The 24416-nt window shown below is 66.7% G+C and carries 22 protein-coding genes; 2 read left to right on the forward strand and 20 right to left on the reverse strand.

What is annotated here, in order from left to right; translation table 11 throughout:
* Window positions 1-28: 28 nt before the first annotated feature.
* The 11 genes from otnI (CLM73_RS26635) to CLM73_RS26685 all read right to left on the reverse strand — a co-directional run bounded on the left by otnI (CLM73_RS26635) (window position 29) and on the right by CLM73_RS26685 (window position 13659).
* Complete coding sequence (gene otnI, locus CLM73_RS26635; RefSeq protein ID WP_105241735.1) at window positions 29-814, reverse strand: 2-oxo-tetronate isomerase; 786 nt, start codon at window positions 812-814, stop codon at window positions 29-31.
* An 81-nt stretch (window positions 815-895) separates the two neighbouring features.
* Window positions 896-2977: a TonB-dependent receptor domain-containing protein gene (locus CLM73_RS26640; RefSeq protein ID WP_418904926.1), complete on the reverse strand. Its 2082-nt coding sequence runs from the start codon at window positions 2975-2977 to the stop codon at window positions 896-898.
* Between the two features lie 168 nt (window positions 2978-3145).
* Window positions 3146-4195, reverse strand: coding sequence for an ABC transporter substrate-binding protein (locus CLM73_RS26645; RefSeq protein ID WP_105240998.1), 1050 nt, complete (start codon window positions 4193-4195; stop codon window positions 3146-3148).
* A 90-nt stretch (window positions 4196-4285) separates the two neighbouring features.
* Window positions 4286-5269, reverse strand: coding sequence for a CobW family GTP-binding protein (locus tag CLM73_RS26650; protein WP_105240999.1), 984 nt, complete (start codon window positions 5267-5269; stop codon window positions 4286-4288).
* The gene (locus CLM73_RS26655) at window positions 5269-6927 is read right to left on the reverse strand and encodes an amidohydrolase family protein (protein WP_105241000.1); all 1659 of its coding nucleotides are present in this window, start codon (window positions 6925-6927) and stop codon (window positions 5269-5271) included. The genes CLM73_RS26650 and CLM73_RS26655 overlap by 1 nt, the downstream gene beginning before the upstream one ends.
* A 5-nt stretch (window positions 6928-6932) precedes the next feature.
* The gene (locus CLM73_RS26660) at window positions 6933-8180 is read right to left on the reverse strand and encodes a metal-dependent hydrolase family protein (protein WP_105241001.1); all 1248 of its coding nucleotides are present in this window, start codon (window positions 8178-8180) and stop codon (window positions 6933-6935) included.
* Between the two features lie 27 nt (window positions 8181-8207).
* Entirely contained in the window at window positions 8208-9089 is an 882-nt protein-coding gene (locus CLM73_RS26665) for an ABC transporter permease (protein ID WP_105241002.1), read from the reverse strand.
* A gap of 8 nt (window positions 9090-9097) precedes the next feature.
* Window positions 9098-10144, reverse strand: a complete 1047-nt coding sequence (locus CLM73_RS26670; RefSeq protein ID WP_105241003.1) for an ABC transporter ATP-binding protein — start codon at window positions 10142-10144, stop codon at window positions 9098-9100.
* Window positions 10145-10147: 3 nt separating this feature from the next.
* A complete protein-coding gene (locus CLM73_RS26675; protein ID WP_105241004.1) occupies window positions 10148-10957 on the reverse strand; it encodes an ABC transporter permease in 810 nt (269 codons plus the stop codon).
* A 277-nt stretch (window positions 10958-11234) separates the two neighbouring features.
* Window positions 11235-12329: a M14 family metallopeptidase gene (locus tag CLM73_RS26680; RefSeq protein WP_105241005.1), complete on the reverse strand. Its 1095-nt coding sequence runs from the start codon at window positions 12327-12329 to the stop codon at window positions 11235-11237.
* 1 nt (window position 12330) lies between these two features.
* Entirely contained in the window at window positions 12331-13659 is a 1329-nt protein-coding gene (locus CLM73_RS26685) for an MFS transporter (RefSeq protein WP_105241006.1), read from the reverse strand.
* A 167-nt stretch (window positions 13660-13826) separates the two neighbouring features.
* On the opposite strand from CLM73_RS26685, the gene CLM73_RS26690 reads away from it, so the two are divergent.
* Window positions 13827-14747, forward strand: a complete 921-nt coding sequence (locus tag CLM73_RS26690; RefSeq protein WP_105241007.1) for a LysR substrate-binding domain-containing protein — start codon at window positions 13827-13829, stop codon at window positions 14745-14747.
* A gap of 78 nt (window positions 14748-14825) precedes the next feature.
* On the forward strand, window positions 14826-15533 hold the full coding sequence (locus CLM73_RS26695) for a FadR/GntR family transcriptional regulator (RefSeq protein ID WP_105241736.1): 708 nt from the start codon (window positions 14826-14828) through the stop codon (window positions 15531-15533).
* 33 nt (window positions 15534-15566) lie between these two features.
* Here CLM73_RS26695 and otnK read toward each other — a convergent pair whose 3' ends face one another.
* The 9 genes from otnK to CLM73_RS26740 form a co-directional block, all read right to left on the reverse strand.
* Complete coding sequence (gene otnK, locus CLM73_RS26700; protein WP_105241008.1) at window positions 15567-16820, reverse strand: 3-oxo-tetronate kinase; 1254 nt, start codon at window positions 16818-16820, stop codon at window positions 15567-15569.
* On the reverse strand, window positions 16817-17725 hold the full coding sequence (gene ltnD / locus CLM73_RS26705) for an L-threonate dehydrogenase (RefSeq protein WP_105241009.1): 909 nt from the start codon (window positions 17723-17725) through the stop codon (window positions 16817-16819). The genes otnK and ltnD overlap by 4 nt, the downstream gene beginning before the upstream one ends.
* A gap of 47 nt (window positions 17726-17772) precedes the next feature.
* A complete protein-coding gene (gene denD / locus CLM73_RS26710) occupies window positions 17773-18747 on the reverse strand; it encodes a D-erythronate dehydrogenase (RefSeq protein ID WP_105241010.1) in 975 nt (324 codons plus the stop codon).
* Between the two features lie 10 nt (window positions 18748-18757).
* Window positions 18758-19543: a 2-oxo-tetronate isomerase gene (gene otnI / locus CLM73_RS26715; protein WP_105241011.1), complete on the reverse strand. Its 786-nt coding sequence runs from the start codon at window positions 19541-19543 to the stop codon at window positions 18758-18760.
* A gap of 39 nt (window positions 19544-19582) precedes the next feature.
* Window positions 19583-20914, reverse strand: coding sequence for an MFS transporter (locus CLM73_RS26720; RefSeq protein ID WP_234015762.1), 1332 nt, complete (start codon window positions 20912-20914; stop codon window positions 19583-19585).
* A 74-nt stretch (window positions 20915-20988) separates the two neighbouring features.
* The gene (locus CLM73_RS26725) at window positions 20989-21627 is read right to left on the reverse strand and encodes an aldolase (protein WP_105241013.1); all 639 of its coding nucleotides are present in this window, start codon (window positions 21625-21627) and stop codon (window positions 20989-20991) included.
* A gap of 147 nt (window positions 21628-21774) precedes the next feature.
* Complete coding sequence (locus CLM73_RS26730; RefSeq protein ID WP_105241014.1) at window positions 21775-22929, reverse strand: hypothetical protein; 1155 nt, start codon at window positions 22927-22929, stop codon at window positions 21775-21777.
* On the reverse strand, window positions 22926-24065 hold the full coding sequence (locus tag CLM73_RS26735; RefSeq protein WP_105241015.1) for a hypothetical protein: 1140 nt from the start codon (window positions 24063-24065) through the stop codon (window positions 22926-22928). Before CLM73_RS26735 ends, CLM73_RS26730 begins: the two co-directional genes overlap by 4 nt.
* Window positions 24066-24077: 12 nt before the next feature.
* Window positions 24078-24416: a DMT family transporter gene (locus CLM73_RS26740; RefSeq protein WP_056559891.1), complete on the reverse strand. Its 339-nt coding sequence runs from the start codon at window positions 24414-24416 to the stop codon at window positions 24078-24080.

Here is a 24416-nt window from a genome sequence, read left to right on the forward strand (position 1 = left end):
GAACTTCAAATACGCCGATTGTTGCCGATCAGGCGCGCGCGGCGCCCAGCCAGCGCAAACCGGCTGACGTGGAACCTGCGGGACGATACTCGCAGCCGATCCAGCCGGTGTACTGCAATTCGCGCAGCACGCCAAAGATCCAGCCGTAATCGAGTTCGCCCCGGTCCGGCTCCTGGCGCAGCGGCACGCCAGCGATCTGCAGGTGACCCACGCGCCCGGTGGGCAGGTACTCGCGCAGTTTGGCAGTGACGTCGCCCTCGACGATCTGGCAGTGGTACAGGTCCATCTGCACTTTCAGATTGGGCGCGTTGACCGCCTGCACGACGGCATGCGCCTCGTCCTGGCGGTTCAGGAAATAGCCGGGGATGTCGCGCGTGTTGATCGGCTCGATCAGCAGCGTGACGCCGGCCGAGCGCGCCTCGCGGGCGGCCCAGTCGAGATTGGCGTGATAGTAGTCCAGCATCGCCTCGCGCGAGGCATCGGGCGGCGCAACGCCCGCCATCACATGGACATTCGAGCAAGACAATGCGGTGGCATACGAGAGCGCCTGCTCGATGCCGGCCTGGAACTCGGCCTGCCGGCCCGGCAGCGCAGCCAGCCCGCGATCGCCCTGAGCGGCGATGCCGGGCGGCGCGTTGAACAGCACCTGCGCGACTCCGGCGGCATCCATGCGCTCGCGCACGAACGCGGCGGGCGCTTCATAGGGAAACATGCACTCCACGCCCGCGTAGCCGTCGGCCGCGGCCGCCGCATAGCGGTCCAGGAACGCATGTTCCGTGTACATCATCGACAGATTGGCGGCGAACTTCAGCATGGCGGGCTCCTGGCGCGAGATGCCGCCGCGGACGGCGGCACCCGCCGAAAATAGCACAGGCCGGCGCCGCCCCCAACCCGATCAGTAGGTCATGCGCACGCCCAGCAGCACGCTGCGGCCGGGCAGCGGCGCAACCGTCGAGATGAACGAGGCGTGGTTGTAAGCCAGCTTGTTCAGCAGGTTGGTGCCGCGCAGGTAGACTTCGTAGCCCGTGGCGCCGTACTGACCGCGATACGCGACCACCGCATTGACCATGTTGTAGCCCGGCGTGGTGTCTTCATAGGCCGCGATGTCCTTCTGCGCGAACACGCGTGCGTATTCGACGCCGCCCGACCACTGCTGCCACTTGAAGTTGCCGCGCACGCCCGCGCGTCCGGCCGGGATGCGCGGCAGATTGCCGTCGCCACCCGTCAGCTTGCCGCGCACGTAGTCGCCGAACACCGCCGCCGAGAAGATCGGCGTGAACTGGTGACGCAGCTCGCCTTCCACGCCCGTGAATTCCGCGTCCTGCTGCGTGTATTCGATCAGACGGAAGTCCTCGTAGCGGTCCAGCGTGTTGGCGTAGATGTAGTTCTTCACGCGGTTATGGAACACGCTGGCCGAGAACGTCGTGTCGCCCGAATGCTTGCGCAGCGTCAGGTCGATGTTGTGCGACGTTTCGCGCGTCAGGTCCGGATTGCCCAATTCATACGTATTGGTGGCGATGTGGATACCATCCGCATACAGCTCCTGCGCGTTGGGCAGGCGCTGCGAGCGCGACAGCGACAGCGCCACGGAGTACTGCGGCGCAAAGTCCCAGATCGCGGCGGCCGACAGCGACGTGCCCGACAGGCTGCTGCGCGACGCGCCGCCCGACGGCGACACGCGCTGCCAATCCTGGCGCGCGCCCAGCTCGAAGCGCCAATCGTTCAACTGGTATTCCTCCAGCAGGAACACCCCGGTCGAGCGGGTCTTGCTGGGCGGCAGGAAGGCCTCTTCGCCCTCGGCGCTGAAATCGCTGTACGCGTTCTGCAGGCCGATCACGCCGCGCCACCCGGCGATAGGCTTGTGCTGCAGCTCCACCCGCATGTCGTAGCCCTTGTTCTTGAAACGCGTGCCGACCTCGCCGCCTTCAATTTCGTCGTGCTGGTAATCCGTCAGGCCGCCGCGAAAGCGGATCTTTTCGAAGCCTGCGAACGGATCCTGGTACTCGGCGCGCAGATCCATCCGGTTGCTGCGCAGCTTCACGTAGGGCACGCCGCCATGCTCGTGATCGTGGTCGTGGTCGTGACCTTCCTCGCCCTCGTCCCCATGATCGTGGTCATGGCCGCCGCAATGCAGATGCGTGCCGTGCGGATGGCAGCCTTCGTATTCGTGGTTGTGGCCGGGCAGGCCGTATTCGCTTTGCAGGTGCGTGAACGCCACGCCCACGTAGCCGCGCGGCGTGATCCACGACATGCCGACCGAGCCCTGCGTCGACTCGCTGTACGAGCCTTCCAGCTTGCCGCCGGGCCAATCCGGCACGTCGTAGTCGCTGGTGCGGCGCTTCATGCCTTCGACGCGCACCGCGAACTGGCCTTCGCCCGCCGTGATGCCCACCGCGCCGGCGCGCTCCTTGGTGCCGGTGGCGCCGCGCAGTTCCGCCTCGGCCGCGATGCCCTTCTCCGGCACTTCGGTCGGAATCTTCTTGTCCACCACGTTCACCACGCCGCCGATCGCGCCGCCCCCGTACAGCAGCGTGGCCGGGCCGCGCAGCACTTCGATGCGTTCGGCGAGCAGGGGCTCGACAGTCACAGCGTGGTCAGGGGAGATGGCCGAGGCATCCATCACTTCGGACCCATCGGACAGCACCTTCACGCGCGGCGCGGTCTGACCGCGGATCACCGGCCGGCTGGCGCCGCCGCCGAACGTATCGCTATTGACGCCCGGCAGGTTCTTGAGCGTTTCGCCCAGCGTGCCGTTGCGTTGCTCGATCAACGCATCGCCTTCCAGCACCGAGGCCGGCAGCGTGGTGCTGTTCAGGTCCAGACCCAGCGGATTCGCGGAGACCGTGATCGGCGCCACGGTCTGCGCCGGGGTCTGCACCCGATTCTCGCCTTCGGTCTGCGCCTGGGCGACGGGCGCCATCAGCATCAATGAGCACACCAGCGGTGCTTTCCCCATCCCCAGCTTCTTACCGTTCATCTTTACTCTCTTGGATGTTATATCATTACAAACTAGCAGCCGGATGATATAACATTTCACTGCCTATGCAGAGGCGTCCGGAAACGACAAAGCGCGATTCCCCTGCAGGAATCGCGCTTCGGTGACGCGGTCAGTGGCGCAATGCGGAGCGCAGCGCCCCGCCCGCGATCATCCCGCCTTGAACTCCTTGTTCCAGAACTCCAGCATGTCCGCCTTCTTTTCGGTCAGCGCCTTCAGGTCATACGCGTGCAGCAGCTTGACCTCGGCGTCCGAGAAGCCCACGCGCTTCAACGCCTCCGGCAGCGACGCGTTGGTCACAGTCGGCGCATAGCCCATCTTTTCGGCAAAGCCGATCTGGCCCTGGGGATCGAGCATGGCGTTCAGGTAGGCCCATGCGGCATCCTTGTTGCGGCTGTTCTTGGCGACGGCGGCTTCAAACGACACCGGCACCGACCCTTCCTTCGGGATAACGAAGCCCAGCGGTAGTCCGCTGTCCTTCCATTGCAGCGCGCGCGCCTTCCACATGACGGCAATCGCGATTTCGCCGGACTTGAAGGCGGCCGCGACGGCTTCATTGGACGGGTAGATGCGCGGCGCGTTGGGCTTGAGCTTGGCCAGGAAGCGCTTGCCGCCCTCGAAGTCCTTGGTGGTGCCGTCCGCGCCCAGGCCCACGAAGACCGAGTTGTAGAGATAAAGAATGTCGGAGAAGCCGACCTGACCCTTCCACTTGGGATCCAGCAGCACCTGCAGCGAATCGGGTGGCGTCGGGAATTTCTCGGTGTTGTAGACCAGCGTCATGGCGCTGAAGATGTGCGGAATCGAGTACGGCGTCTTCAGCGTGTCGATGGCGTTGGCCAGGTTGGGCAACTTCTTGACGTCAATGGGCTCCAGCGTGCCGGAGCGCTCGGCGTCGTACATGTCGACTTCGCCCAGCAGCGCCACATCCATGCTGCCGCGGCGCGAGTTCTTTTCCGCGCGCAGCTTGGTGACGCGGCCCACGGCGTTGCCCGTGTCGTAGACCACCTTCACATCCTGTTTGGCGACGATGGGGTTGATGATCTGCTGCAGCAGATTCTGGTAATCGCCGCCCCAGGTGCCGACCACGATTTCCTTTTCGGCGGCGCGAGCCATGCCGGGCAGCCAGCCCAGGGCGGGCGCAAGCGCCAGGCCGGAGGCGGTCTTGATGAAGCCACGGCGATTCAGGTTTTTCTCTTGCATGACAACCTCGTATCGAAGGGAACTGACGACTAGCTACGATGCGCCGCGCGGCAGGCCAGTCTGGCCGCGCGGCCTTGGGTTCAATGGTGTTCAGACCAGCATGTCGACCGGCGCATGCGGCGCGGAGGCGCGGATTTCTTCGGCCTCGATGTCGCGCGCGATCACGATGATCGCGTCGCGCGCGTCGGGCTGCCGCGTCAGCCGCTGCGGCAGGCTGAAGGTCGAGCCGACCGACTGGATCAAGATGGGTTCCTCGCAATCGCTGACGCGCACCACGGCCTTCACGCGCAGCAGACGGTCGCCGCACAGCCCGGCCAGGTTGTCCAGCCATTCGGAAAAATCGGTCCAGCTGATGCCGGCCTGCGCGCGCGCCGCCATCACGCGGATGCGCGGATGCGCCGCGCCCTGCCCGCCTGCCGTCAACATCCGCGCCGCCAGCCCCGCCAGGTCGGACGTGCCTTGCGATGGCGCGAAGGCGGCTTGCACGGCACGGCTGCGATCCGGCTCCGCAACAACGGCGGCCAGCGGATTCAGGGCCTCGGCGCGCGCCGCGCGAGCGCCCAGCGCGCCGGGCACGGCCGGCAGCAGATCGGTCTTGGTCAGCACGATGCGATGCGCCGCGCCGAACTGCGCCATGGCCTCGTCCATCTCGGCCAGCGCGTCGGGATCACGCGCGCAATCGTCGGTGCAGACCACCGTCAGCCGCAGGCCGCGGCTGGCCAGCTCGGGGTCCGCGAGAGACGCGATGATGGGACCGGGCCGCGACAGCCCGCTGCATTCCAGGATGACGCGTTGCAAGGGACCGGCGCCCTCGGGCCGAGGCGCGTCCAGCAGCGCGCTCAGCGTGTAGACCAGATCGCTGCGCAGCGAGCAGCACACGCAGCCATTGGCCATCAAGGTCATCGGCACGTTGTCGCTCTCGTTGGCCACGATGGCCCCATCCACGCCGACCTCGCCGGCCTCGTTGACGATCACGCCGGTGTCACGCGATTCCGGGTCGCGCAGGTAGTCCACCAGCAGCGTGGTCTTGCCGCTGCCCAGAAACCCGCACAACAGGAACAGGTCGATGGCCATCAGCTTGCGTCCTCGCCGGTGTCGCACGGCGATCCCGACGGCGCGCCGCCGCTCGGCGGACGCTCGCCATCCGGGTCGTCGGCCCAGCTGTCACGGACCATTGCGCGCACGTCGGCCAGCAGCTCGGCGGTGTCGTACACCACGCCCGACTTGATGGTGGTCTGCAGGCAGCGCTGCCACTCGACCTTGGCGGTTCCGTCGTTCAGACGCATGGCGCCCGTGCCGAACAGCAGCTTGAAGTCGGTCAGCGGATTCTGGTCGTGGATCAGCAGGTCGGCGCGCTTTTGCACGTCGATGGAGCCGGTGTCGTCATCGATGCCCAGCAGCGCCGCGCTGTGCGACGTGGCCGCGCGCAGGACCTCGATGGGATGAAAGCCCGCTTCCTGCAGCAGCTCCAGTTCGCGGACGAAGCCAAAGCCATAGATCTGATAGATAAAGCCCGAATCGCTGCCCGCGCAGACGCGCCCGCCCAGGTTCTTGTATTCGTTGATGAACTGCATCCACAGCCGGTAGTTCTGCTTCCACTCGATCTCGTTGGTGGTGCTCCAGCGATACCAGTACGCGCCGTGGCCGCCGCGCTGCGGCTGGAAGTAGCGCCACACGGCCTTCCACGTGTATTCGTCGTGCCAGTCCGCGCGGCGCGCGCGCATCAGGTCGCGGTTGGCGTCGTAGATGTTGAAGGTGGGCACGAAGGTGTGGCCCAGTTCCAGAAACTCGTCCATGACCTGGCGCCACTTGGCGGACCCGGGCTGCGCGGCCTGCATGAAGGTCTGGCCGGCCACCGCAAAGCGGTAGTACTCGTCGCTGTAGTTGTAGTCCGTGGGAAAGGACTGCACGACGCGGTCTTCGAACAACGCTTCGGGCAGGCCGTAATAGTGTTCGGAACTGGTCAGTCCCCAGCGCGCGGACTTCATCGCGTTAACGCGCGTCACGGCCATCTGCGCGTGATGGCAGCCCGAGCGCAGGCCCACCTTGGCCGCCTCGTCCAGCGCCGCTTCCATGATGGCGGGCGGCGCGCCAAAGAACTTGATGCCGTCCGCGCCGCGCGCGGCCAGCTTGCGCACCCACTCGCGGCCCTGTTCGGGCGTGTGGATGGTCTTGACGCGATCGTTCACCGCCGGGAACACGGAATGCACGATCATGCGCGGCGCGGCGATCTTGTTCGCGGCGGAAAGCTCGCGCTGCTCCATCGTCCAGCCCAGACCGCCCATCGCGCCCATCTCGCGCACGGTGGTGACGCCATGCGCCAGCCACAGCTTGTAGATGTAGTCGGCCGGCGGCACGATGCCGCTCATCGCGTGATACGGCGTGCCGATGTGCGCGTGCGCGTCCACAAAGCCCGGCGTGACGAACTTGCCGTGGCAGTCGATCTCGTGGTCGCCAGGGCCCGGCCGGCGCTTCGGATCGATGGCCTTGTGCGGCGTGCCCACGTTGACCAGCGCGGTGATGCGATCGTTCTCGATCACGATATCCACCGGTCCCCAGGGCGGCGCGCCGGTGCCGTCGATGATCGTGGCGCCGCGCAGGATCAGCCGCGGAAACGGCCCGAGGCCCCGGTCACGCGGCGCGGGCGCCGAGGGCGGATGCCAGCCCTTGGCCGCGTTGACGTCGCGCGATTCTTCACCGACTTCCGATTGCGAAAACGTGGGATCGCTCATGGCCCCTAGACTCCCAGCTCGTTGTGTTCGATGACGCCGCCCTTCATGATCAGGCCGATGTGCTCGCCCTGGCCCAGCAGGCACGACAGGTCGCGGTACGGATTGCCGTCCACCAGCAGCACGTCCGCCAGCGCGCCTTCCTGGATGCGGCCCAGCTGGCCCACCTGGTTCAGCACTTCGGCCGCCGTCGTGGTGGCGCACTGGATGACTTCCTGCGCGGACAGCACCTCGCGGCGGATGCGGAACTCGTCGCTTTGCAGGCGCTGCGACGGCCCCAGCAGGTCCGACCCGTAGCCGATCTTCACGCCCGCCTTCTTGTAGATCTCAAGTGAATGCAGGCCGGCGGTGCGCACCGTCGCGATCTTGGCGACGGAGTCCGCGGGCAGGCCGTAATCGGCGCCTTCGTTTGCCAGGGCCTCGTAGGTCACCAGCGTCGGCACCACGAACGCGCCCTTCTCGGCCATGAAGCGCGCGACGCGCTCATCGACCAGATTGCCGTGCTCGATGGTGCGCACGCCGTTGCGGATGGCGCGCTCGATGGCGTCGGCGGTATAGGAATGCGCCATCACGTAGGTCTGGCGGCTGGCCGCCTCGTCGACGATGACGCGGATCTCTTCTTCGGAATAGCCGAAGGACGCGATGGGATCGGTGGGCGAGGCCACGCCGCCCGAGGCCATCATCTTGATCTGGTCCGCGCCCATCTGCAGTTCCTGGCGCACGGCCTTGCGCACATCGTCGATGCCGTCCGCCACGCGGCCGATGTCGCCGGCGCGGAAGCAGCAGCCGCAGAAGCTCATGGGACGCAGGTGGTCCGAGCGCGGACGCGGATCGCCGTGGCCGCCCGTCTGGCTGATGGCGCGGCCCGAGATGAAGAGGCGCGGTCCCTTGACCGTGCCTTCGTTGACCGCGCACTTCAGGCCCCAGCCCGCGCCGCCCGCGTCACGCACGGTGGTGAAGCCCCGGCGCAGCATGGCGGCCATGATGGGCACCGCGCGCATCATCACCAGCGCGTCGGGCAGAACGCCCTGCGTGCTCAGGTTCAACTGCGTGGCCAGCACGTGCACGTGCAGGTCGATCAGGCCCGGCATCAGCGTGCGGCCCGCGGCGTCGATCACGCGCGCCGAGGACGCGCTGATCGGCTTGTCCGACACTTCCTTGATGACGCCGTCCTCCACCAGGACGTGGTGCCCTTCCAGCAGCTCGGACTGCAGGGGGTCGAGCAGGTTTGCATTCTTGAACAGCACAGCGGACATGAGAATTTCCTTGGGGGGATGTCTAGGTCAGGACGCCATGGTCTTGATGTAGCGCCGATGGATCAGCCAGTTGGAGAGCAGCGCGATGATGAGCGTGCCGCAGACCAGAATGACGGCCAGCGCGGCGCCGAACGGCCAGTTCGACGCCTTGGTGATCTGGTCGTACAGCGCGGGCGCCATCATGGTCAGGCCGGAACCGCCCAGCAGCACCGGCGTGGCGTATGCATTCATGCACAGGATGAACACCAGCATCGTGCCCGCCGCCACGCCCGGCGCGGCAATCGGCAGCACGATGCGGCGGAAGGTGGTGAAGAAGCTGGCGCCCACGTTGCGCGCGGCCTCTTCCACCGACAGGTCCATGCCTTCCAGCACGCTTTGCAGCGTCAGGATCAGGTACGGCATGACCACCGCGGTGGTGCCGATCACCACCGCCGTCGGCGTGTACATGAGCGTCAGCGGCTTGTCGAGGATGCCCAGTCCCTGCAACACGGCGTTGACCACGCCCGCGTTGCCCAGCGCCACCATCCAGCCGGCCGCGCGCACCACGTTGCCCACCATCAGCGGAAACACGAGCAGAATCACGAACAGGCTCTTGTACCGGCTTTGCGTGCGCGCCAGGAAGTACGCCACCGGAAAGCCCAGCACCAGCGCCAGCACCGTGCACAGCGCCGCAATGCCCAGCGTGGTGAAGAAGATGTCGCGGTAATACGGGTCGCCAAAGAACTTGGCGTAGTTCTCGAACGTGAAGGCGGTCTGCATCATCTCGACCGGGTCGAAATGATTGAAGCTGTAGCGCGCCAGCTGAAGAATGGGGATCATGATGATCACCAGCACCACCAGCGAGGCCGGAAAGGCCAGTCCCGGGCCCAGCCAGCGGCTGGGGCGTCCGTCCTGCGTTGCGGTCGTCATCGCGCCTCCTATTGCGTGAAGGCGACGCAGTCGTCGGGTTCGAAACACGCATACACGCGCTCGCCGGCGGCGGGCGGCGCGGCGCGCGTGCCGGCATTGACGATCTGGCTGATCATGCGGTCGCCGCCATCGAGCTGCACCCGCACCTCCAGCACCGATCCCAGGTACAGCGACGATTCGATGACGCCGGGCAGCGCATTGCCGCCCGAGGGCTGCGCCTGCAGACGCACGCGCTCCGGCCGCACGCCCACGTGGGTGGCGGCGCCGCCGCCCGGCGCCGCGATGCGCTGGCCGGCCTTGGTTTCGAAATGGTCGTCGGCCTGGCCGCGTCCCGTGAAGACATTCATCTTGCCCAGGAAGTCCGCCACAAACAGATTGGCGGGCCGCTCGTACAGCGTGTCGGGCGCGCCCACCTGCTGCACGATGCCGTCGTGCATGATGGCCATGCGGTCCGCGATCGCCAGCGCTTCTTCCTGGTCGTGCGTGACGAACACGGTGGTCAGGCCCAGGCGCCGTTGCAGCGCGCGGATTTCCTCGCGCACTTCCAGGCGCAGCTTGGCATCCAGGTTGGACAGCGGTTCGTCCAGCAGGAACACCTTGGGTTCGATCGCCAGCGCGCGTGCAATCGCCACGCGCTGCTGCTGCCCGCCGGACAGCTGGCGCGGATAGCGGTCGCGCAATTCCGTCATGCGGACCATGTCCAGCACGCGCCGGATCTTCGCATCGCGATCGCCTTTCGGCACCTTGTGCATTTCCAGGCCGAATGCCACGTTCTCGGCCACCGTCATGTGCGGAAACAGCGCGTAGCGCTGGAACACCATGCCCGTGTCGCGCTTGTGCACCGGGAGCCGCGTCACGTCGGTTTCACCAATGCGGATGCGCCCCGACGTCGGCGTGATGAAGCCGGCAATCATGCGCAGCGTGGTCGTCTTGCCGCAGCCGCTGGGTCCCAGAAAGGTGACCAGTTCGCCTTCGGCAATCTCCAGGGAAAAATCCGACACCGCGACCGCCGCGCCGAACTGCTTGCGGATGTTTTCGATTGAGACCTTCGCCATTTCTTACACCACCTGACTGAGTTTCACATAGCGGTCGGTCACAAGCATGATGATGCCCAACAGCAGGATTTGCACCGAGGCCACCGACGCGATGGTCGGGTCCAGGTTGAATTCGAGGTACTGCATGATCGCGATCGGCAGCGTGGTGCGCCCCGGGCCGACCAGCGACAGGGACAGTTCCAGGTTCTCGAACGACACGACAAAACTGAACAGCGCCGCGGCGACGATGGACGGCCGCAGCATCGGCAGCGTCACGCGCATGAAGGCCTTGGGCGCGCTTGCGCCCAGGTTGCGCGCGGCTTCCTCGATGGAGCCGTCCAGCCCGGCCATGCCCGCCGTCACAAGCCGCACGGTCCACGGAATGGTGAGGCACACGTGCGCAATGACCAGGCCGCCGAACGTGCCGACGAGGTCCTGATCCAGCACGTTTTCAGCGCGCAGGTAAAAGAGATAGACGGCCACGCCCGCGACGATGCCGGGGATCAGCAGCGGCGACAGCAGCAGCGTGTTGACGCCCTTGCTGCCACTGAAGCGGTAGCGCGCAATGGCGACCGCCGCCAGCACGCCCATCGTCACGCCGATGAACGCGGCCACCAGCGACACCTGCAGGCTGAAGAGGAAGCCGTTGGCGAACGCGGGGTTCTCCCAGGCCTTGACGTACCAGGAGAGCGTGTAGCCCGAGGGCGGGAAATAGAGGATGGCGTCCTTGAAGAAGCTCAGCCAGACCACCAGCACGATGGGGCTGAGCATGAACGCATACATGAGAACCACGAAAACGCGGTGCAGCCACGTGGCCCACGGGATCACGCGCAATGGCTTTTCCCGCGAGGCTGCGACGGCTGAGTCCAAAGGAGGCGCATTATGCAAATCCGGTTCCTTTCAGCAACTGCCGGCTTGGTTTGAAACTCCTCCGAAGACTCTGCGGTCTCTACGGTTAACCAAAGCATATCGGCCGGTTGCTGCCCGGCTCAACTAGGGATAACCCACGACGCGCCAAAACTCGCGGGTTATCCCTGCGGTAGCCCTGTCAGCGGTGCAACCCACCGTGGCGCAACGCTGCCGCGGGTGCAACCCATCACGCCGCGCGCAGCTACCCGGCGGCCTGCAGGCCGCACACCGCTTGCAGCACCGCAACGCGGCTTTGACCCAGCACCATGCCTTGCCAATCTTCCTGCCCGCAATAGAAGGCGTCGCGTGTGGCCTGCAGGATGTCCTGCTGCAAGGCATCGCGGGCGTCGGGATGCGCGCGCAGCCAGTTGCGTCCGCGCAGCGCCTGCACCACGTCTTCCCACGGCTTGGTGCCGAACTCCAGCGCCATCAGCGTGGGTTCGGACTTGGGGCAGGCGTCGTAGATGAGGCCGGCCAGATGCCCGGTGATGTCCACCGAGGCCGAGCTGCCCTGATATGGCACGGCGATATCGCTGCCCCACCACTGCCGCGCGCGCGCCACTTCCGCGTCGTCGCGCCGGCCGGCGTAGATCTTTTCGCCGTGACCGCGCGGCCCCAGGCCCGTGTGCACGTCGATCCAGCCGATGTGCGCGTGGCGGCTGGCGTGGGTACGCAGGATCTCGCGCAACGTCAGCAAGGACGGCGAATGCCGCGCGCCGCCATAGAACAGGCCATCCGGATGCGTGTACTGCCCGCGCGACACCGCCTGCGTCGTGGCGGCCAGGCCGTGCGTTTCAATGTGACGGGCGATGGCCTGGCGGTTCTGCTCGGTGGGCGGCCATTCCTGCGGCAACAACAACTCGTGGATCTCGCCATAGCCGGGATTGGCCGGGAGCGCGCGGCCGTCGAAGGGCTGGGCATTGCGGTTCAGGTCGACGTTGCCCTCGTCGGTTCGCGCGATCCATGAGAATCCGTACGGATTCACGGCGTGCACCAGCAGCAGCGCCACGCCCGCCTGCCGCGCGCGCTCCAGCATGGGCGCGTCATCCAGCAGCGCAAGCTGGCAACCCGAACCGCAGAAGCCTTCAACGCCATGCGTGGCCGACGTCACGATCAGGAGCCGCTCGGCACCGGCATCGCCGATCAGCGCCACGTCGGTGGCCAGCGGCTCGCCCTGGCTGCCCACGGCCTCGATGCCATACGACTCAACCTGCGTGGCCCGCGGCGCGGCGGCCGCCAGGAAGCGTTCGCGCGCCTGGGCGTAGCTGCTGGAAAAGTAGCGTTCAACGGATTGCATGTCAGGACTCCTGGCTGTCGATGTCATGGCCGGTGCGGTCCTGAATCCAGAACAGCACCACGGTGGAAAGCGTCACGGTGACCATCAGGTACCACGCGGGCGCCATCGGGTTGCCGGTCACGTGCAGCAGCCACGTCACGAAGAATTGCGCGAAGCCGCCGAAGACCGAGATGCCCAGACCGTACACCACGGACATGCCCGTGGTGCGCACGGCCTTCGGAAACAGTTCGGGCAGCATCGTGATGACGGGCGCGGTCTGCAGCGCCAGCAGCACGGCCAGCAGCGCGATGACCGTCATCAGCCGCCCGGTGCTGGGCGCGGAAACCAGCCACTGGAAGCACGGCAGCAGCACGCAGACCGTCACGGCGCGCGACCAGAAGATGACGCGCTTGCGCCCCACCCGGTCGGCCAGCATGCCGACGAACGGCGCCAGCGCGAAGCCGATCGCACCCAGCACGACGCTGGCAAACAGCGTGGACGTGGCCGGCAGGCCGAGTTCCTTGGTGGCGTAAGCCGGCATGTAAAAGCCAATGATCTGCGCGCACACCATGCCGCCGATCACGAGCAGGATGCCCTTGACGATCGTGAGCTTGTACTCGGCAAAGACGCGGCGCAGCGGCTGGTGGCCGGCGGCGGCCGTTCTGGCGCCGGCGGCCGGCGCGGGTTCCAGCGTTTCCTCCAGATTGCGGCGGATGTAGGCGCCCACCGGCACGGTAAGGATGCCGATGACGAACGGCACCCGCCAACCCCAGGCCTGCATCTCCTCCTTGGTCAGCGCCGCGGTCAGGATCGCCACGGTCAACGCGCCCAGCATCACGCCGAGCGATTGGCTGCCGAACTGCCAGCTCGAATAAAAGCCGCGCTTGCCGGGCGGGGCGTGTTCCACCAGCAGCGTCGTCGAGGCGCCGACCTCGCCGCCCGCCGCAAAGCCCTGGACCAGCCGCGCCAGCACCATCAGCACGGGTCCAACCACGCCCATCTGCGCATGGGTCGGCGCTACGGCGATGAGCGCACAGCCCAGACCCATCAGCCACAGCGTCAGCGTCATGGCCGCGCGGCGGCCGTGGCGGTCCGCATACGAGCCGATCAGCATGCCCCCCACCGGCCGCATCAGAAAGCCCACGCCGAAGGTGGCGGTGGTCAGCAGCAACTGGCCGTAGCCGGATACCGCGGGAAAGAACAGCGGGCCGATGACCAGCATCAGGAACGTGAAGACGGTGAAATCGAAGAATTCCAGCGCGTTGCCGATGGTGGTGCCGGCAATAACGCGGCGGCGCATCGACGGCGTGTACAACCCTGGGCCGCCGGCGGCGGCGATGGCGATAGACATTGTTTTCCCCTTGATGTCCGGTGCGGGGCCGCGGGTCCGTGTGTCCGGATCGCTGTGCCCCACCGCCGTGAATATACGGATGGCGCACGATAAGCAAAAGACAGTATTTTTGTTGCCATGAGCACTTTTGCTTATAGCCCTGCCCGCCCCACCGGAACGAATTGCCCATGAACCTGCGCCAACTCCGCGCCTTTGTGCTGATCGCCGAGCATCGCAGCATCCGCGCTGCAGCGCGGGCGCTCTTTGTCACCCAGCCCGCCGCCACCCGCAGCCTGCGCGAGCTGGAGCAGAGCGTGGGCGCGGAACTGGTGCGCCGCAGCGTCAAGGGGGTCGAACTCACCCCGTACGGCGACGCGCTGTACAAGCGCGCCGTGCTGATCCTGCAGGAAGCGCGCCGCGCGCAGGAAGAGATCGGCCAGATGCGCGACGGCGAAGGCGGCACGCTGAACCTGGCCATCAGCTCGGCGGCGCTGACCGTGCTGCCCGCCGCGCTGGCCGCGTTTCGCGCACGCATGCCGCGCGTCTCGGTGGCCTTCAATGAAGTCGCGCCGCCTTACAGCCACGAGCAACTGGATTCCGGCCGCTACGACTTCCTGGTGCAAACCGAGTACGACGGCGACATCGACGACGGCTTTGCGCGGACCACGCTGTTCACGCTGCCGCTGGCGGTGGGCGCGCGCGCGGGCCATCCGCTGCGTGGTGCGCGCACGCTGGCCGAGCTGCACGATGCGCTATGGCTGCTGCCGGGCAACATCCAGGCGCCCGCGAACCTGCTGCGGCTGGCGTTCGACGCGCATGGGTTGCCGGCCCCGCGTGACGTGATTCCCTGCCAGTCCATCGCGGTGGCGCTGTCGATCATCGCGGAGAGCGACGCGCTGGGCATCTTCGTGCGCAACCTGTTTGACCATCAGTTGCTGCCGCGCGCGCTGCGCATGGTCCGTCTGGATCATCCGCTGCCCGCGGCGCGCGTGTCGGTCCTGACGCGTGCCGACTCGCCGCCGACGCCGGCCGCGCAGTGCTTCATGGATTGCCTCCTGAGCGCGCAGGCAGCGTCTTCCATGCCGGCGACACCCGGGCAAACCGGCTGAAAGACCGGGTTACTATTGCCGATGGCCCCCGCCGATGACGTCGAGACGGGCCTTTTTGCTTCTCCCCAGTCCCCGTCCATGGCGTTTCCCCGACTTCCCGCTGTTCCCACCCTGACCGACACGGTCGCCAAGCGTCTGCTCGCCGAGATCGACGAAGGACGCGTGCTGCCCGGTGAAAAGCTGCCCACGGAAATCGCCCTGGCCGAACAGTTTGGCGTCAGTCGCACGGTGATCCGCGAAGCCGTCTCGCGGCTACGCCAGGATGGCGTGGTCGAAGCCCGGCAAGGCAGCGGCGTCTTCGTCACGGGGCACAGCGGCAACCGGGCGCTGCGGATCGACGCAGCCGAGCTCTCGTCACTGGAGGCCGTGCTGCACATCGTGGATTTGCGCCGGGCCCTGGAAACCGAAGTGGCGGCGCAAGCCGCCGCCAGCCGCAAGAAGCAGGACATGGTCGAGATCGACGCGGCGCTGGCTGCGATCTCTCAGGCCGTGGACAACGGCGGCGATGGCGTGAAGGAAGATGTGGCCTTTCACCGCAGCATCGCGCGCGCCACCGGCAACCCGTACTTTCTGACCACGCTTGCGTTCGTCAGCCAGTTCCTGGAAGCCGCCACGCGCGTCACACGCGGCAACGAGGCGCGCCACGCCAACCTGATGCGCGACGTCATGCAGGAACACATCGCCATCGTCGAGGCCATCCGGCGCAAGGACGTGGACGGCGCCCGAGAGGCCGCCCGCGTTCACATGGTCAATGCCGCCAAGCGGTTGAGCCAGGCGCACCGCTGAGCCGGACTGCACCGCCGCGGCCTGCACAGACCGCTAGCGGAATGCCTTCGTGAAAAAATCCCGGCTGCCGAAGTTGCCGGATTTCAGCGCAATGCTGATGTCCGCTTGCGCCACCGGCGCGTAACCGGCGCACCACGGCACGCCCGGATCAATCTGGTCGCCGATCGTGATCTGCTCCATGCCCAGCGCCTGCACCACCGCTCCCGATGTCTCGCCGCCTGCCACGATCAGTTGCCGCACCCCGCGTTCCACCAGCCCGGCGGCAACGCGCGCGATTGCCGCTTCGATCATGGCGCCCGCCTGGCTCGCGCCCAGCGCGCCCTGGGTTTGCCGCACGGCGTCAGGCTGCGCCGTTGAATAGATGAGCACCGGGCCGTCCTGCATGCGCGGCTCGGCCCAGGCCAGCGCCTGCCCGGCCACGTCCTCGCCTGCCGCCAGTTTCATGGGATCCAGCGCCAGCGCCGGCCGGCCGGTTTCAATGAAGGCCGCCACCTGCGCATTCGTCGCAGCCGAGCAACTGCCCGCCACGACCGCCTGCAAGCCTTGCGCGCGGGCCACGCCGGCGGAACCCGTGGCCGCCAGCCCCCAGTTGCCCGGCAGGCCGATGGCCACGCCGGAGCCGGCCGTCACCAACGGCATGCCGTGCAGCGCCGGGCCCAGCGCCAGCAGGTCGTCGTTGGACACGGCGTCGACGATGGCGATCTCGATGCCCTGCGACATCAGTTCCTGGATGCGGTCGCGAATGGCGGCCGTGCCGCGAGCGACCACGCTGTAATCGATGAGCCCCACACGGCGCGACGTCTGCGCCGCCAGCACCCGCACGAGGTTGGGGTCGGTCATCGGCGTCAGCGGATGGTGCTGCATGCCGGATTCGTTCAGCAGCACGTCGCCCGCAAACAGATAGCCCTTGAACACGGTGCGCTTGTTGTCCGGAAATGCCGGTGTCGCAATGGTGAAGGACGTACCCAGGCTTGTCATCAGGGCATCGGTGACCGGCCCGATATTGCCCTGCGGCGTGCTGTCGAAGGTGGAGCAGTACTTGAAGTAGATCTGCTGCGCCCCCTGCGCGCGCAGCCAATGCAAAGCTGCCAGCGATTGCGCCACGGCCTCGTCGGCGGGCATGGTGCGGGTCTTCAAGGCGACCACCACGGCATCCGCGTCGTCACGCAGCGGCGCGCCCGGCGTGCCGATGGTCTGCACCGTACGCATGCCCGCGCGGACCAGATTGTTCGCCAAGTCGGTGGCGCCCGTGAAATCGTCGGCGATACAGCCCAGCTTGATCGTCATTTGGCCTCCGGCAGGGAAATGCCCGGGAAAATCTTGATCACCGCGCTGTCGTCTTCCCGGCCATGGCCGGCCGACGACGCCTGCATGAACATCTGGTGCGCGGTGGATGCAAGCGGCAATGGGAACCGGGTGTGTCTTGCGGTATCCAGCACCAACCCCAGGTCCTTCACAAAGATGTCCACCGCGGACAGCGGCGTGTAGTCGCCTGCCAGCACGTGCGGCATGCGGTTCTCGAACATCCAGCTGTTGCCCGCGCTATTCGTGATGACTTCATACAAGGCATCGGCATCCACGCCTTCGCGCAAGCCCAGCGCCATGGCCTCGGCGGCGGCCGCGATGTGCACGCCGGCCAGCAGCTGGTTGATGATCTTGACCTTGCTGCCCGCGCCCGCGCAATCGCCCAGGCGATAGACCTTGCCGGCCATCGATTCCAGCACGGATCCGCAGGCCTCGTACGCCGCCGCGCTGCCGGCGGTCATCATGGTCATCTGGCCGGCGGCCGCCTTGGCCGCGCCGCCGGAGATGGGCGCGTCCAGATACAGGATGCCCAGCTCGGCCAGGCGCCCTTCCAACGCCACGGACCAGTTGGGATCCACGGTGGAGCACATGACGAATACCGATCCCGGCCGCAACGCGGCGGCAATGCCGCCGTCGCCAAACAGCACCGACTCGGTCTGCTGCGCATTGACGACCACGCTGACCACGATCTCGCAGGCCTGCGCCATGTCCGCCAGGCTGGCGCAGGCCACGCCGCCCTGCGCCGCGAAGGCCGCCGCGGCGTCAGCGCGAATGTCGTAAACGTGGACTGCGTGCCCGGCGCGGCGCAGGCTTTGGGCAATGCCCGCGCCCATCGCGCCCAGGCCAATGACGCCAACGCGGCGCGGAGTTTCTGTGGAATTGCTCATGTCGTTCGTTGTCCGGGAGCGGGATGCAAAAGGGGAAAAGCCGCGACTCAACGCTTCAGGTCGTCGGCCATGTAGGCGCGAACGATGTCGGCAAAGCTGCCATCGCCCGTCAGTCCCAACCGTGTGGCGCGAGAGGTGTCCCAACGCCCGGGCCAGCTGCCGACGATGCGCTCGACGCGCTCGTCCGCCTGCCAGCTGATGCGGTCGGCGACCTCGTCGCCCGCGACCTCGCGCAAGGCCTGCGCCATCTCGGCTGCCGTGACCGACACACCCGGCAGGTTGATGGGCGCCCGGTCTGCCATCGCGCCGGCATCCAGCTCGCAGCCCGCGATCAAGGCAGCGATCGCGCCACGCGGCGACAGCAGCCACAGGCGCGTGTCCGCGCCGACCGGACACACGGCCGGTTCGCCATTCAGGGGTTCGCGGATCATGCCGCTGGCGAACGACGACGCGGCCGCGTTCGGGCGGCCGGGACGCACGCTGATGGTCGGCAGGCGCAACACACGGCCGTCGACGAAGCCGCGCCGCGTGTAGTCGGCCAGCAGCAGTTCGGCGATGGCCTTCTGCGTGCCGTAAGACGATTGCGGATTGAGCGCGGTATCGTCGCGCACGGTGTCGGGCAGACTGCCGCCGTACACCGCCACGGAACTGGTGAAAATGACGCGCGGCTTGTGGCCCAGCGCGCGGCAGGTTTCCAGCAACGCGCGCGAGGCGTCCAGGTTGATGCGCATGCCCAGGTCGAAGTCTGCCTCCGCTTGTCCGCTGACGATAGCCGCCAGATGAAAAATGGCGCGCGTGTCGGTATCGATGGCTTGCCGCAGCACCGCCGGGTCGGCAATGTCGCCCTCCAGCGAACGCACGCGCGGATCCTGCAGGGCGTCCGCCTTCACGACGTCCAGCAGATCGATTTGCGTGATGGTCTGGGGCTTGCCGCCTTCCAGCGACAGCGTGCCGCGCTCGAGCAGTTTGCGCGCCAGCCGCTGGCCCAGGAATCCGGCGCCGCCGGTGATCAGTATCTTCATGATGGAATGCTCAACGATGGGTTAGATAGGGTTGGGCCCAGCCCAGGCCTTCGGAGGTTCCGGCGCGCGGGCGGTATTCGCAGCCGATCCAGCCGTCATACCCCAGCGCGTCGATACGCTGGAACAGGTAGGGATAGTTCAGCTCGCCAAGGTCGGGCTCGTGCCGGTCCGGCACGCCCGCCACCTGGATGTGGCCGATGCCGGCCATGTCGCGCTCGAGCTTCACGGCGATGTCGCCTTCGACGATCTGGCAGTGGTAGATGTCGAACTGCACCTTAAGGTTGTCCGCGCCCACCTCGGCGCGGATGGCCTGCGCATCGTCCTGGCGGTTCAGGAAAAAGCCCGGGATGTCGCGCGGGTTGATGGGCTCGATCACCACGGTCACGCCAGCGGTGGCGGCCATGCGCGCGGCAAGCGCCAGGTTCTTGACGTAGACCTCCCAGTGCGCGGCGCGGTCTTGGCCGGGTTGGATCAACCCCGCCATCACGTGCAGATGGCGGTTGCCCAGCACTGCTGCGTATTCCAGCGCCTGGTCCAGACCACGCCGGAACTCATCTTCGCGGCCCGGAAGCGATGCGATGCCGCGCTCACCCGCTGCCCAGTCCCCCGGCGGCGCATTGAACAGGGCCTGCGTCAGGCCGTGCGCGTCCAGGCGCGACTTGATCTCGGTCGCCGTGAAATCGTAGGGAAACAGGAACTCCACCCCCCTGAAGCCGTCCGCCGCCGCGGCGGTGAAGCGCTCCAGGAAGGCATGTTCCGTGTACATCATGCTTAGGTTTGCGGCCAGGCGCGGCATGTCGGTTCCTTTGATGCAGAGGTGATTGCGGACGGCGCGCTAGCGGTTGACCAGTTTGGCCGGCGTGAACCAGACCGCGATGGCGCCAATGACCAGAACGCCCGCCAGCACGTACATGCCGGACGCGGTGGAACTGGTCAGGTCCTTCAGATAGCCGATCATGTACGGACTGGCGAAACCGGCCAGGTTGCCCACGGAGTTGACGATGGCAATGCCGGCGGCAGCGGCCGTGCCGGACAGGAATGCGGTCGGCAGCGACCAGAACAGCGGTGCGCAGGTCAGCACGCCCGCGGCCGCCATGGACAGGAACACCAGCGACACCACGGTGTTGTCGGCAAACGAAGCCGCTGCCGTGAAGCCCACGGCGCCTGCCAGCGCCGGCACGATCAGGTGCCAGCGGCGCTCGCGCCGCCGGTCCGCGGAATGGCCCAGCAGGTTCATCACGACGATGGCGCACAGGAAGGGAATGGCGCTGAGCAGGCCGATGTTGAACGCCCCCGTCACGCCGGTCGACTTGATCAGCGTGGGCATCCAGAACGTCAGCCCATACTGCCCGGCGACGAAGGCAAAGTAGATCAGGCACATCCACCACACGCGCTTGTCGGCAAACACCGCGCGCAACGAGTGCTTCTGCGTGCCGGTCTGCTTCTGGTCCTGCTCGATCTCGCGCGTCAGCAGCTTCTTTTCGTCGTCGCTCAGCCATTTGGCGCTGGCGATGCCGTTGTCCAGATACATGACGGTGACCACGCCGATCACCAGCGCGGGCACGGCCTCGATCAGGAACATCCATTGCCAGCCCTGCAGGCCGTGCGTGCCGTGAAAGGCCTCCATGATCCAGCCGGACAGCGGATTGCCGAAGATGCCCGCCACCGGAATGGCCGACATGAACAGCGCGATGATCTTCGCGCGGCGGTGGGCCGGGTACCAGTAGGTCAGATACAGGATCACGCCGGGATAGAACCCGGCTTCGGCCAACCCCAGCAGAAAGCGCAGGATGTAGAAGCCTGTCGGGGTTTCAACGAACATGAACATGCCCGACAGAATCCCCCACGTGATCATGATGCGCGCGATCCAGATGCGCGCGCCCAGCCGGTGCATCAGCAGGTTGCTGGGCACTTCGAACAGGAAATAGCCAATAAAGAAAACGCCGGCGCCCAGGCCAAAAACGGTTTCGCTAAAGCCCAGGTCCTGCGACATCTGCAGCTTGGCGAAGCCGACGTTGACACGGTCCAGATAGGCGATGACATAACAAAGCATCAGGAACGGCACCAGCCGCCAGAACACCTTGGCATACGCGCGAGCGGTTTCGCGGGACTCGGGCGGCGAGGAAGCCGCGGGCACGGCGTTGGACGCCAGTTCCATCGGGGGCATTGCAAGTCTCCATCATGAATGCGCCGCCTGTATCCGCGATGCCGCGGCCGGCAGGCTTTGTGCGAAAAAGCGGATCAGTAGCGCGCGCCGAACGTAGCGCGCAGGGCCTCGATGGCCTCGTCCGGCAGGGGCTCGGGGCGCGGTTGGGTCATCAGCCAGAGACGGGCGGTTTCTTCCAGTTCCTCAAGCGCATAGGACGCGTGGGACACAGACCGTTCCCAGACCACCGGGCCCAGCCGCTCGAACAAGGCGCCGCGCACATGAGCCGCCACGGCGGCGACCTCGGCGGCAGCTTGCGGGTCGCCCGGACGGCGATAGCCGATCAGCGGAATGCGCCCCACCTTCATGACCTGGTAGGGCGTGATAGGCGGCAAGACCTCGTCCGGCCGCCACACGCCTGCAAGCGTCAGCGCAACCAGATGGGTGGAGTGTGTATGCACGATGCCGCGGGATTCCGGGCTGGCGCGGTAGATGCCCTGATGCAGCAGCAAGGTCTTGGACGGCTTGCCGCCGGCGACCCAGTTGCCGCTCTGATCGACCTTGGAAAGCTCGGCGGGATCCAGCCGGCCCAGGCAGGCGTCGGTGGGTGTGATGAGCCAACCATCGTCCAGCCTGGCGCTGATGTTGCCGGCCGCGCCGACGGTGTAGCCGCGCGCATAGAGGCTTGCGCCGATAGTGCAGATTTCTTCGCGGACGCGAGTTTCTTCAGTCATGAAACGTCCCCGGGCGGCAGGGACGGACTACGAACAGCGGGCGCGGCGAAGCATGCATGACGACGATGTCTCTTGAGTAGAAGTTATCGGGTCATCATACAAATTTCGGCGTCGAGCGGGTATGGGGTAAACCCGCGCTCCCGCCGTTTACGCTTGCGCGCGATCAACGCTCGCCGCGGTGGGCGGCGCAGCGACGTTCATCCAGGCGGTCAAGGCCATTGCCATCAGCACCAGCAGCGACGGATACAGCATGCTCAAGTTGCGCGCCTCGCCCTCGGCGGCGAACAGCAGGAAGAGCGGCACGTTGACCGCCAGCGCCATCAGCACGTGCAGCCGGAACGGCGCGGGCAGCAGGCGCCAGCCGGTGACGGCCACGCCCACGATCATCAGCACCATCACGGCGCTCAGCCCCTTGGGCAGCGCGACGCCGTAGGTGCTTTCGGTGCGGAACCAGTTGCCCGGGTCCAGAAAGTAGAAGAAGTTCGCGCCGGGCTGGAAGCTCACCGCGCCGCCGGGGTTGCCCGCGTAGCGCAGGCGCAGCGCCAGATACACGCAGCCGCAAACGAATACCAGCCCCGCCACCACGCCTGCTGCCTTGACGCGCGGCAGGCTGAGGCGAAGAAAGGGGTACAGCGTCACAACATAGAAGAAGAACGCCTCCTTGTTCCAGGTTGCCATCGCGGCGACAACGGCAAGCAGGCCCAGCCGTCCCGCGGCGCGCATCGGGCGTTCGACGGGAATGCGCCAGGCCAGCAGGATGGCGCACGCCATGAACAGCACTTCGAAGAAGTCGTAGAAGAAGCCGCCCTCGGTCAGAAAGAACGGCAGCAGCAACGCAATGACCAGCGGCGCCGCGGTGGCGGCGGCTGCGCTGGCGCCCGCCGCGAGGCACACCGACCGCATCGCGAACAGCGAGCCGAGCAGCGCCAGGAAGGTCAGGTAATAGACGATGTGATAGCGCAGCGTCACGGGCGCCTGCATCGCTTCCGACGCGGGAAAGCGCATGGCCAGCCCAGACCGGCTGTTCACGCGGCGCGGGTCCGCCAGCCGCTCGGACAGGCGCTCGACCGTCGCGGCCGGCATCAGGTCTTGAATACCGTTGGCGATGGCCGGCGCGAACTGGCGGTACACATAGGGGCGGTAGGCAGTGCCTTCGACCATGGACGCGAGCGAATGCGGACCATGCCCGTCGTTCAGGCGCCACTTGGTGTAGAAACCATTGAAGGCCGCCGCGGCGACCATGACATAGAGCATCGCCAGGAGGAATCGGCGGTAGCCCACGCTATTGAAGAAACGGATCATCGGACTTCCAGGGTGACGGCCGGTTGGGGTGCGGTGTGCGGTCCCAGCCACTTTGCCAGCGCAAGCGCCAGGAGGCACAGCAGTGTCGGATACAGCATGCCAAGATTGCGCATTTCGCCGGGCGAACAGAACAGCAGGAAAAGGGGCACGTTGATGGCCAGCGCCAGCTTCGCGTGGTTTCGCAGAGCTTGCGGCAGCCGCGGCCAGCCATTGATGGCGATGCCGGCGAAGGCCAGGACGCTTATAAGGCTGAAGCCGCGCGGCAGCAGAACGCCGTAGGTGTTTTCGGTGCGCAGCCAGTTGCCGGGGTCGACGTAGTAGCGCAGGTTGTCCCACAACTGGTGATCCACTGTCGAACCGGGATTGCCCGCATAACGCATGCGCAGCGCCAGATAGACGCAGCCGCTCACCAGCAGTAGCGCGGCCACCACGCCCGCCGCCGGCAAACGCGGCAGGTTTCGCCGCAAGAGCGGGTACAGGGCGGGCGTGAAAAAGAAGAAGGCTTCCTTGTTCCATGTCGCCAGCCCGGCCAGTGCCACCAGCGCGCACAGCCGCACCGGCGTCTGGCGCGAGACGCCCAGCGCCAGCAGCACCGCGCTCATGATGAACAGCAGTTCGACGAAATCGTAGAAATAACCGCCCTCGGTCAGAAAGAACGGCACCATCATCGCAAGCACCGCGGGCGCGGCCGTCGCGGCCACCCCGCCCGCCCCCGCCTGCAGCGCCACGCGGCGCATGACGAATAGCGAAGCCAGCAGCGCGGCAAAGGTCAGGTAGTAGACCAGGTGATAGCGCAGGGTCACCGCCGGCAACAGGGCCTCGGACGCCGGATAGCGCATCGCCAACCCTGATCGGCTGTTCACCCGCCGCGGTTCGGCCAGACGCTCGGACAGGCGCGCCACGGTGGCCGGCGGCAGCAACGACTGGATGCCGTTGGCCAGCGCGGGCACGAACTGGCGATACACGTAGGGACGGTAGGCCGTGCCCTCGACCATCTGCGACAGCCCCAGCGCCGCATGCCCATCGTTGAGCCGCCACTTGGTGTAGAACCCGTTCATCACGGCGGCCGCCACCACGATGTAGGCGCAGCACAGCAGAAAACCGCGATACCACGCACGTTGGAACAATCGATGCATGGCTGTCCTCGCCTACTTTGAAATGAGGAAGACGCCGATGGCGATGAAGGCCGCGCCCGCCATCCGCATGGCCGTGATCGTCTCCGTGCCGGACAGCAGGCCGTAGGCAAACACGCCCGCAATCGCGCAGGCCACCATCAACGGGTAGGCCAGCGTCAGATCCAGCTGGCGCAGCGCCAACGCGTAAAAGCCGAAGCCCAATCCGTACGCGCCGATGGCGCCCACATAAGGCAGCGCCTGCGACAGCAGGGACGGCGCCCCCGCCTGCGCGGAAGCGGACCCCGCGGCCTTGAGCGCCACACTGGCCGCCACGCTGCAAGCCCCGCTGAGTATCAGCCAAAGATATGCCAT

The sequence above is a fragment of the Achromobacter spanius genome (assembly GCF_002966795.1).
Taxonomy (GTDB): domain Bacteria; phylum Pseudomonadota; class Gammaproteobacteria; order Burkholderiales; family Burkholderiaceae_B; genus Achromobacter; species Achromobacter spanius_D.

Bases quoted from the DNA above. Each gene is read 5' to 3' on its own strand.
- otnI (WP_105241735.1), bottom strand. From the start codon at position 814: ATGCTGAAGTTCGCCGCCAATCTGTCGATGATGTACACGGAACATGCG.
- CLM73_RS26640 (WP_418904926.1), bottom strand. From the start codon at position 2,977: ATGAACGGTAAGAAGCTGGGGATGGGGAAAGCACCGCTGGTGTGCTCA.
- CLM73_RS26645 (WP_105240998.1), bottom strand. From the start codon at position 4,195: ATGCAAGAGAAAAACCTGAATCGCCGTGGCTTCATCAAGACCGCCTCC.
- CLM73_RS26650 (WP_105240999.1), bottom strand. From the start codon at position 5,269: ATGGCCATCGACCTGTTCCTGTTGTGCGGGTTTCTGGGCAGCGGCAAG.
- CLM73_RS26655 (WP_105241000.1), bottom strand. From the start codon at position 6,927: ATGAGCGATCCCACGTTTTCGCAATCGGAAGTCGGTGAAGAATCGCGC.
- CLM73_RS26660 (WP_105241001.1), bottom strand. From the start codon at position 8,180: ATGTCCGCTGTGCTGTTCAAGAATGCAAACCTGCTCGACCCCCTGCAG.
- CLM73_RS26665 (WP_105241002.1), bottom strand. From the start codon at position 9,089: ATGACGACCGCAACGCAGGACGGACGCCCCAGCCGCTGGCTGGGCCCG.
- CLM73_RS26670 (WP_105241003.1), bottom strand. From the start codon at position 10,144: ATGGCGAAGGTCTCAATCGAAAACATCCGCAAGCAGTTCGGCGCGGCG.
- CLM73_RS26680 (WP_105241005.1), bottom strand. From the start codon at position 12,329: ATGCAATCCGTTGAACGCTACTTTTCCAGCAGCTACGCCCAGGCGCGC.
- CLM73_RS26685 (WP_105241006.1), bottom strand. From the start codon at position 13,659: ATGTCTATCGCCATCGCCGCCGCCGGCGGCCCAGGGTTGTACACGCCG.
- CLM73_RS26690 (WP_105241007.1), top strand. From the start codon at position 13,827: ATGAACCTGCGCCAACTCCGCGCCTTTGTGCTGATCGCCGAGCATCGC.
- CLM73_RS26695 (WP_105241736.1), top strand. From the start codon at position 14,826: ATGGCGTTTCCCCGACTTCCCGCTGTTCCCACCCTGACCGACACGGTC.
- otnK (WP_105241008.1), bottom strand. From the start codon at position 16,820: ATGACGATCAAGCTGGGCTGTATCGCCGACGATTTCACGGGCGCCACC.
- ltnD (WP_105241009.1), bottom strand. From the start codon at position 17,725: ATGAGCAATTCCACAGAAACTCCGCGCCGCGTTGGCGTCATTGGCCTG.
- denD (WP_105241010.1), bottom strand. From the start codon at position 18,747: ATGAAGATACTGATCACCGGCGGCGCCGGATTCCTGGGCCAGCGGCTG.
- otnI (WP_105241011.1), bottom strand. From the start codon at position 19,543: ATGCCGCGCCTGGCCGCAAACCTAAGCATGATGTACACGGAACATGCC.
- CLM73_RS26720 (WP_234015762.1), bottom strand. From the start codon at position 20,914: ATGCCCCCGATGGAACTGGCGTCCAACGCCGTGCCCGCGGCTTCCTCG.
- CLM73_RS26725 (WP_105241013.1), bottom strand. From the start codon at position 21,627: ATGACTGAAGAAACTCGCGTCCGCGAAGAAATCTGCACTATCGGCGCA.
- CLM73_RS26730 (WP_105241014.1), bottom strand. From the start codon at position 22,929: ATGATCCGTTTCTTCAATAGCGTGGGCTACCGCCGATTCCTCCTGGCG.
- CLM73_RS26735 (WP_105241015.1), bottom strand. From the start codon at position 24,065: ATGCATCGATTGTTCCAACGTGCGTGGTATCGCGGTTTTCTGCTGTGC.
- CLM73_RS26740 (WP_056559891.1), bottom strand. From the start codon at position 24,416: ATGGCATATCTTTGGCTGATACTCAGCGGGGCTTGCAGCGTGGCGGCC.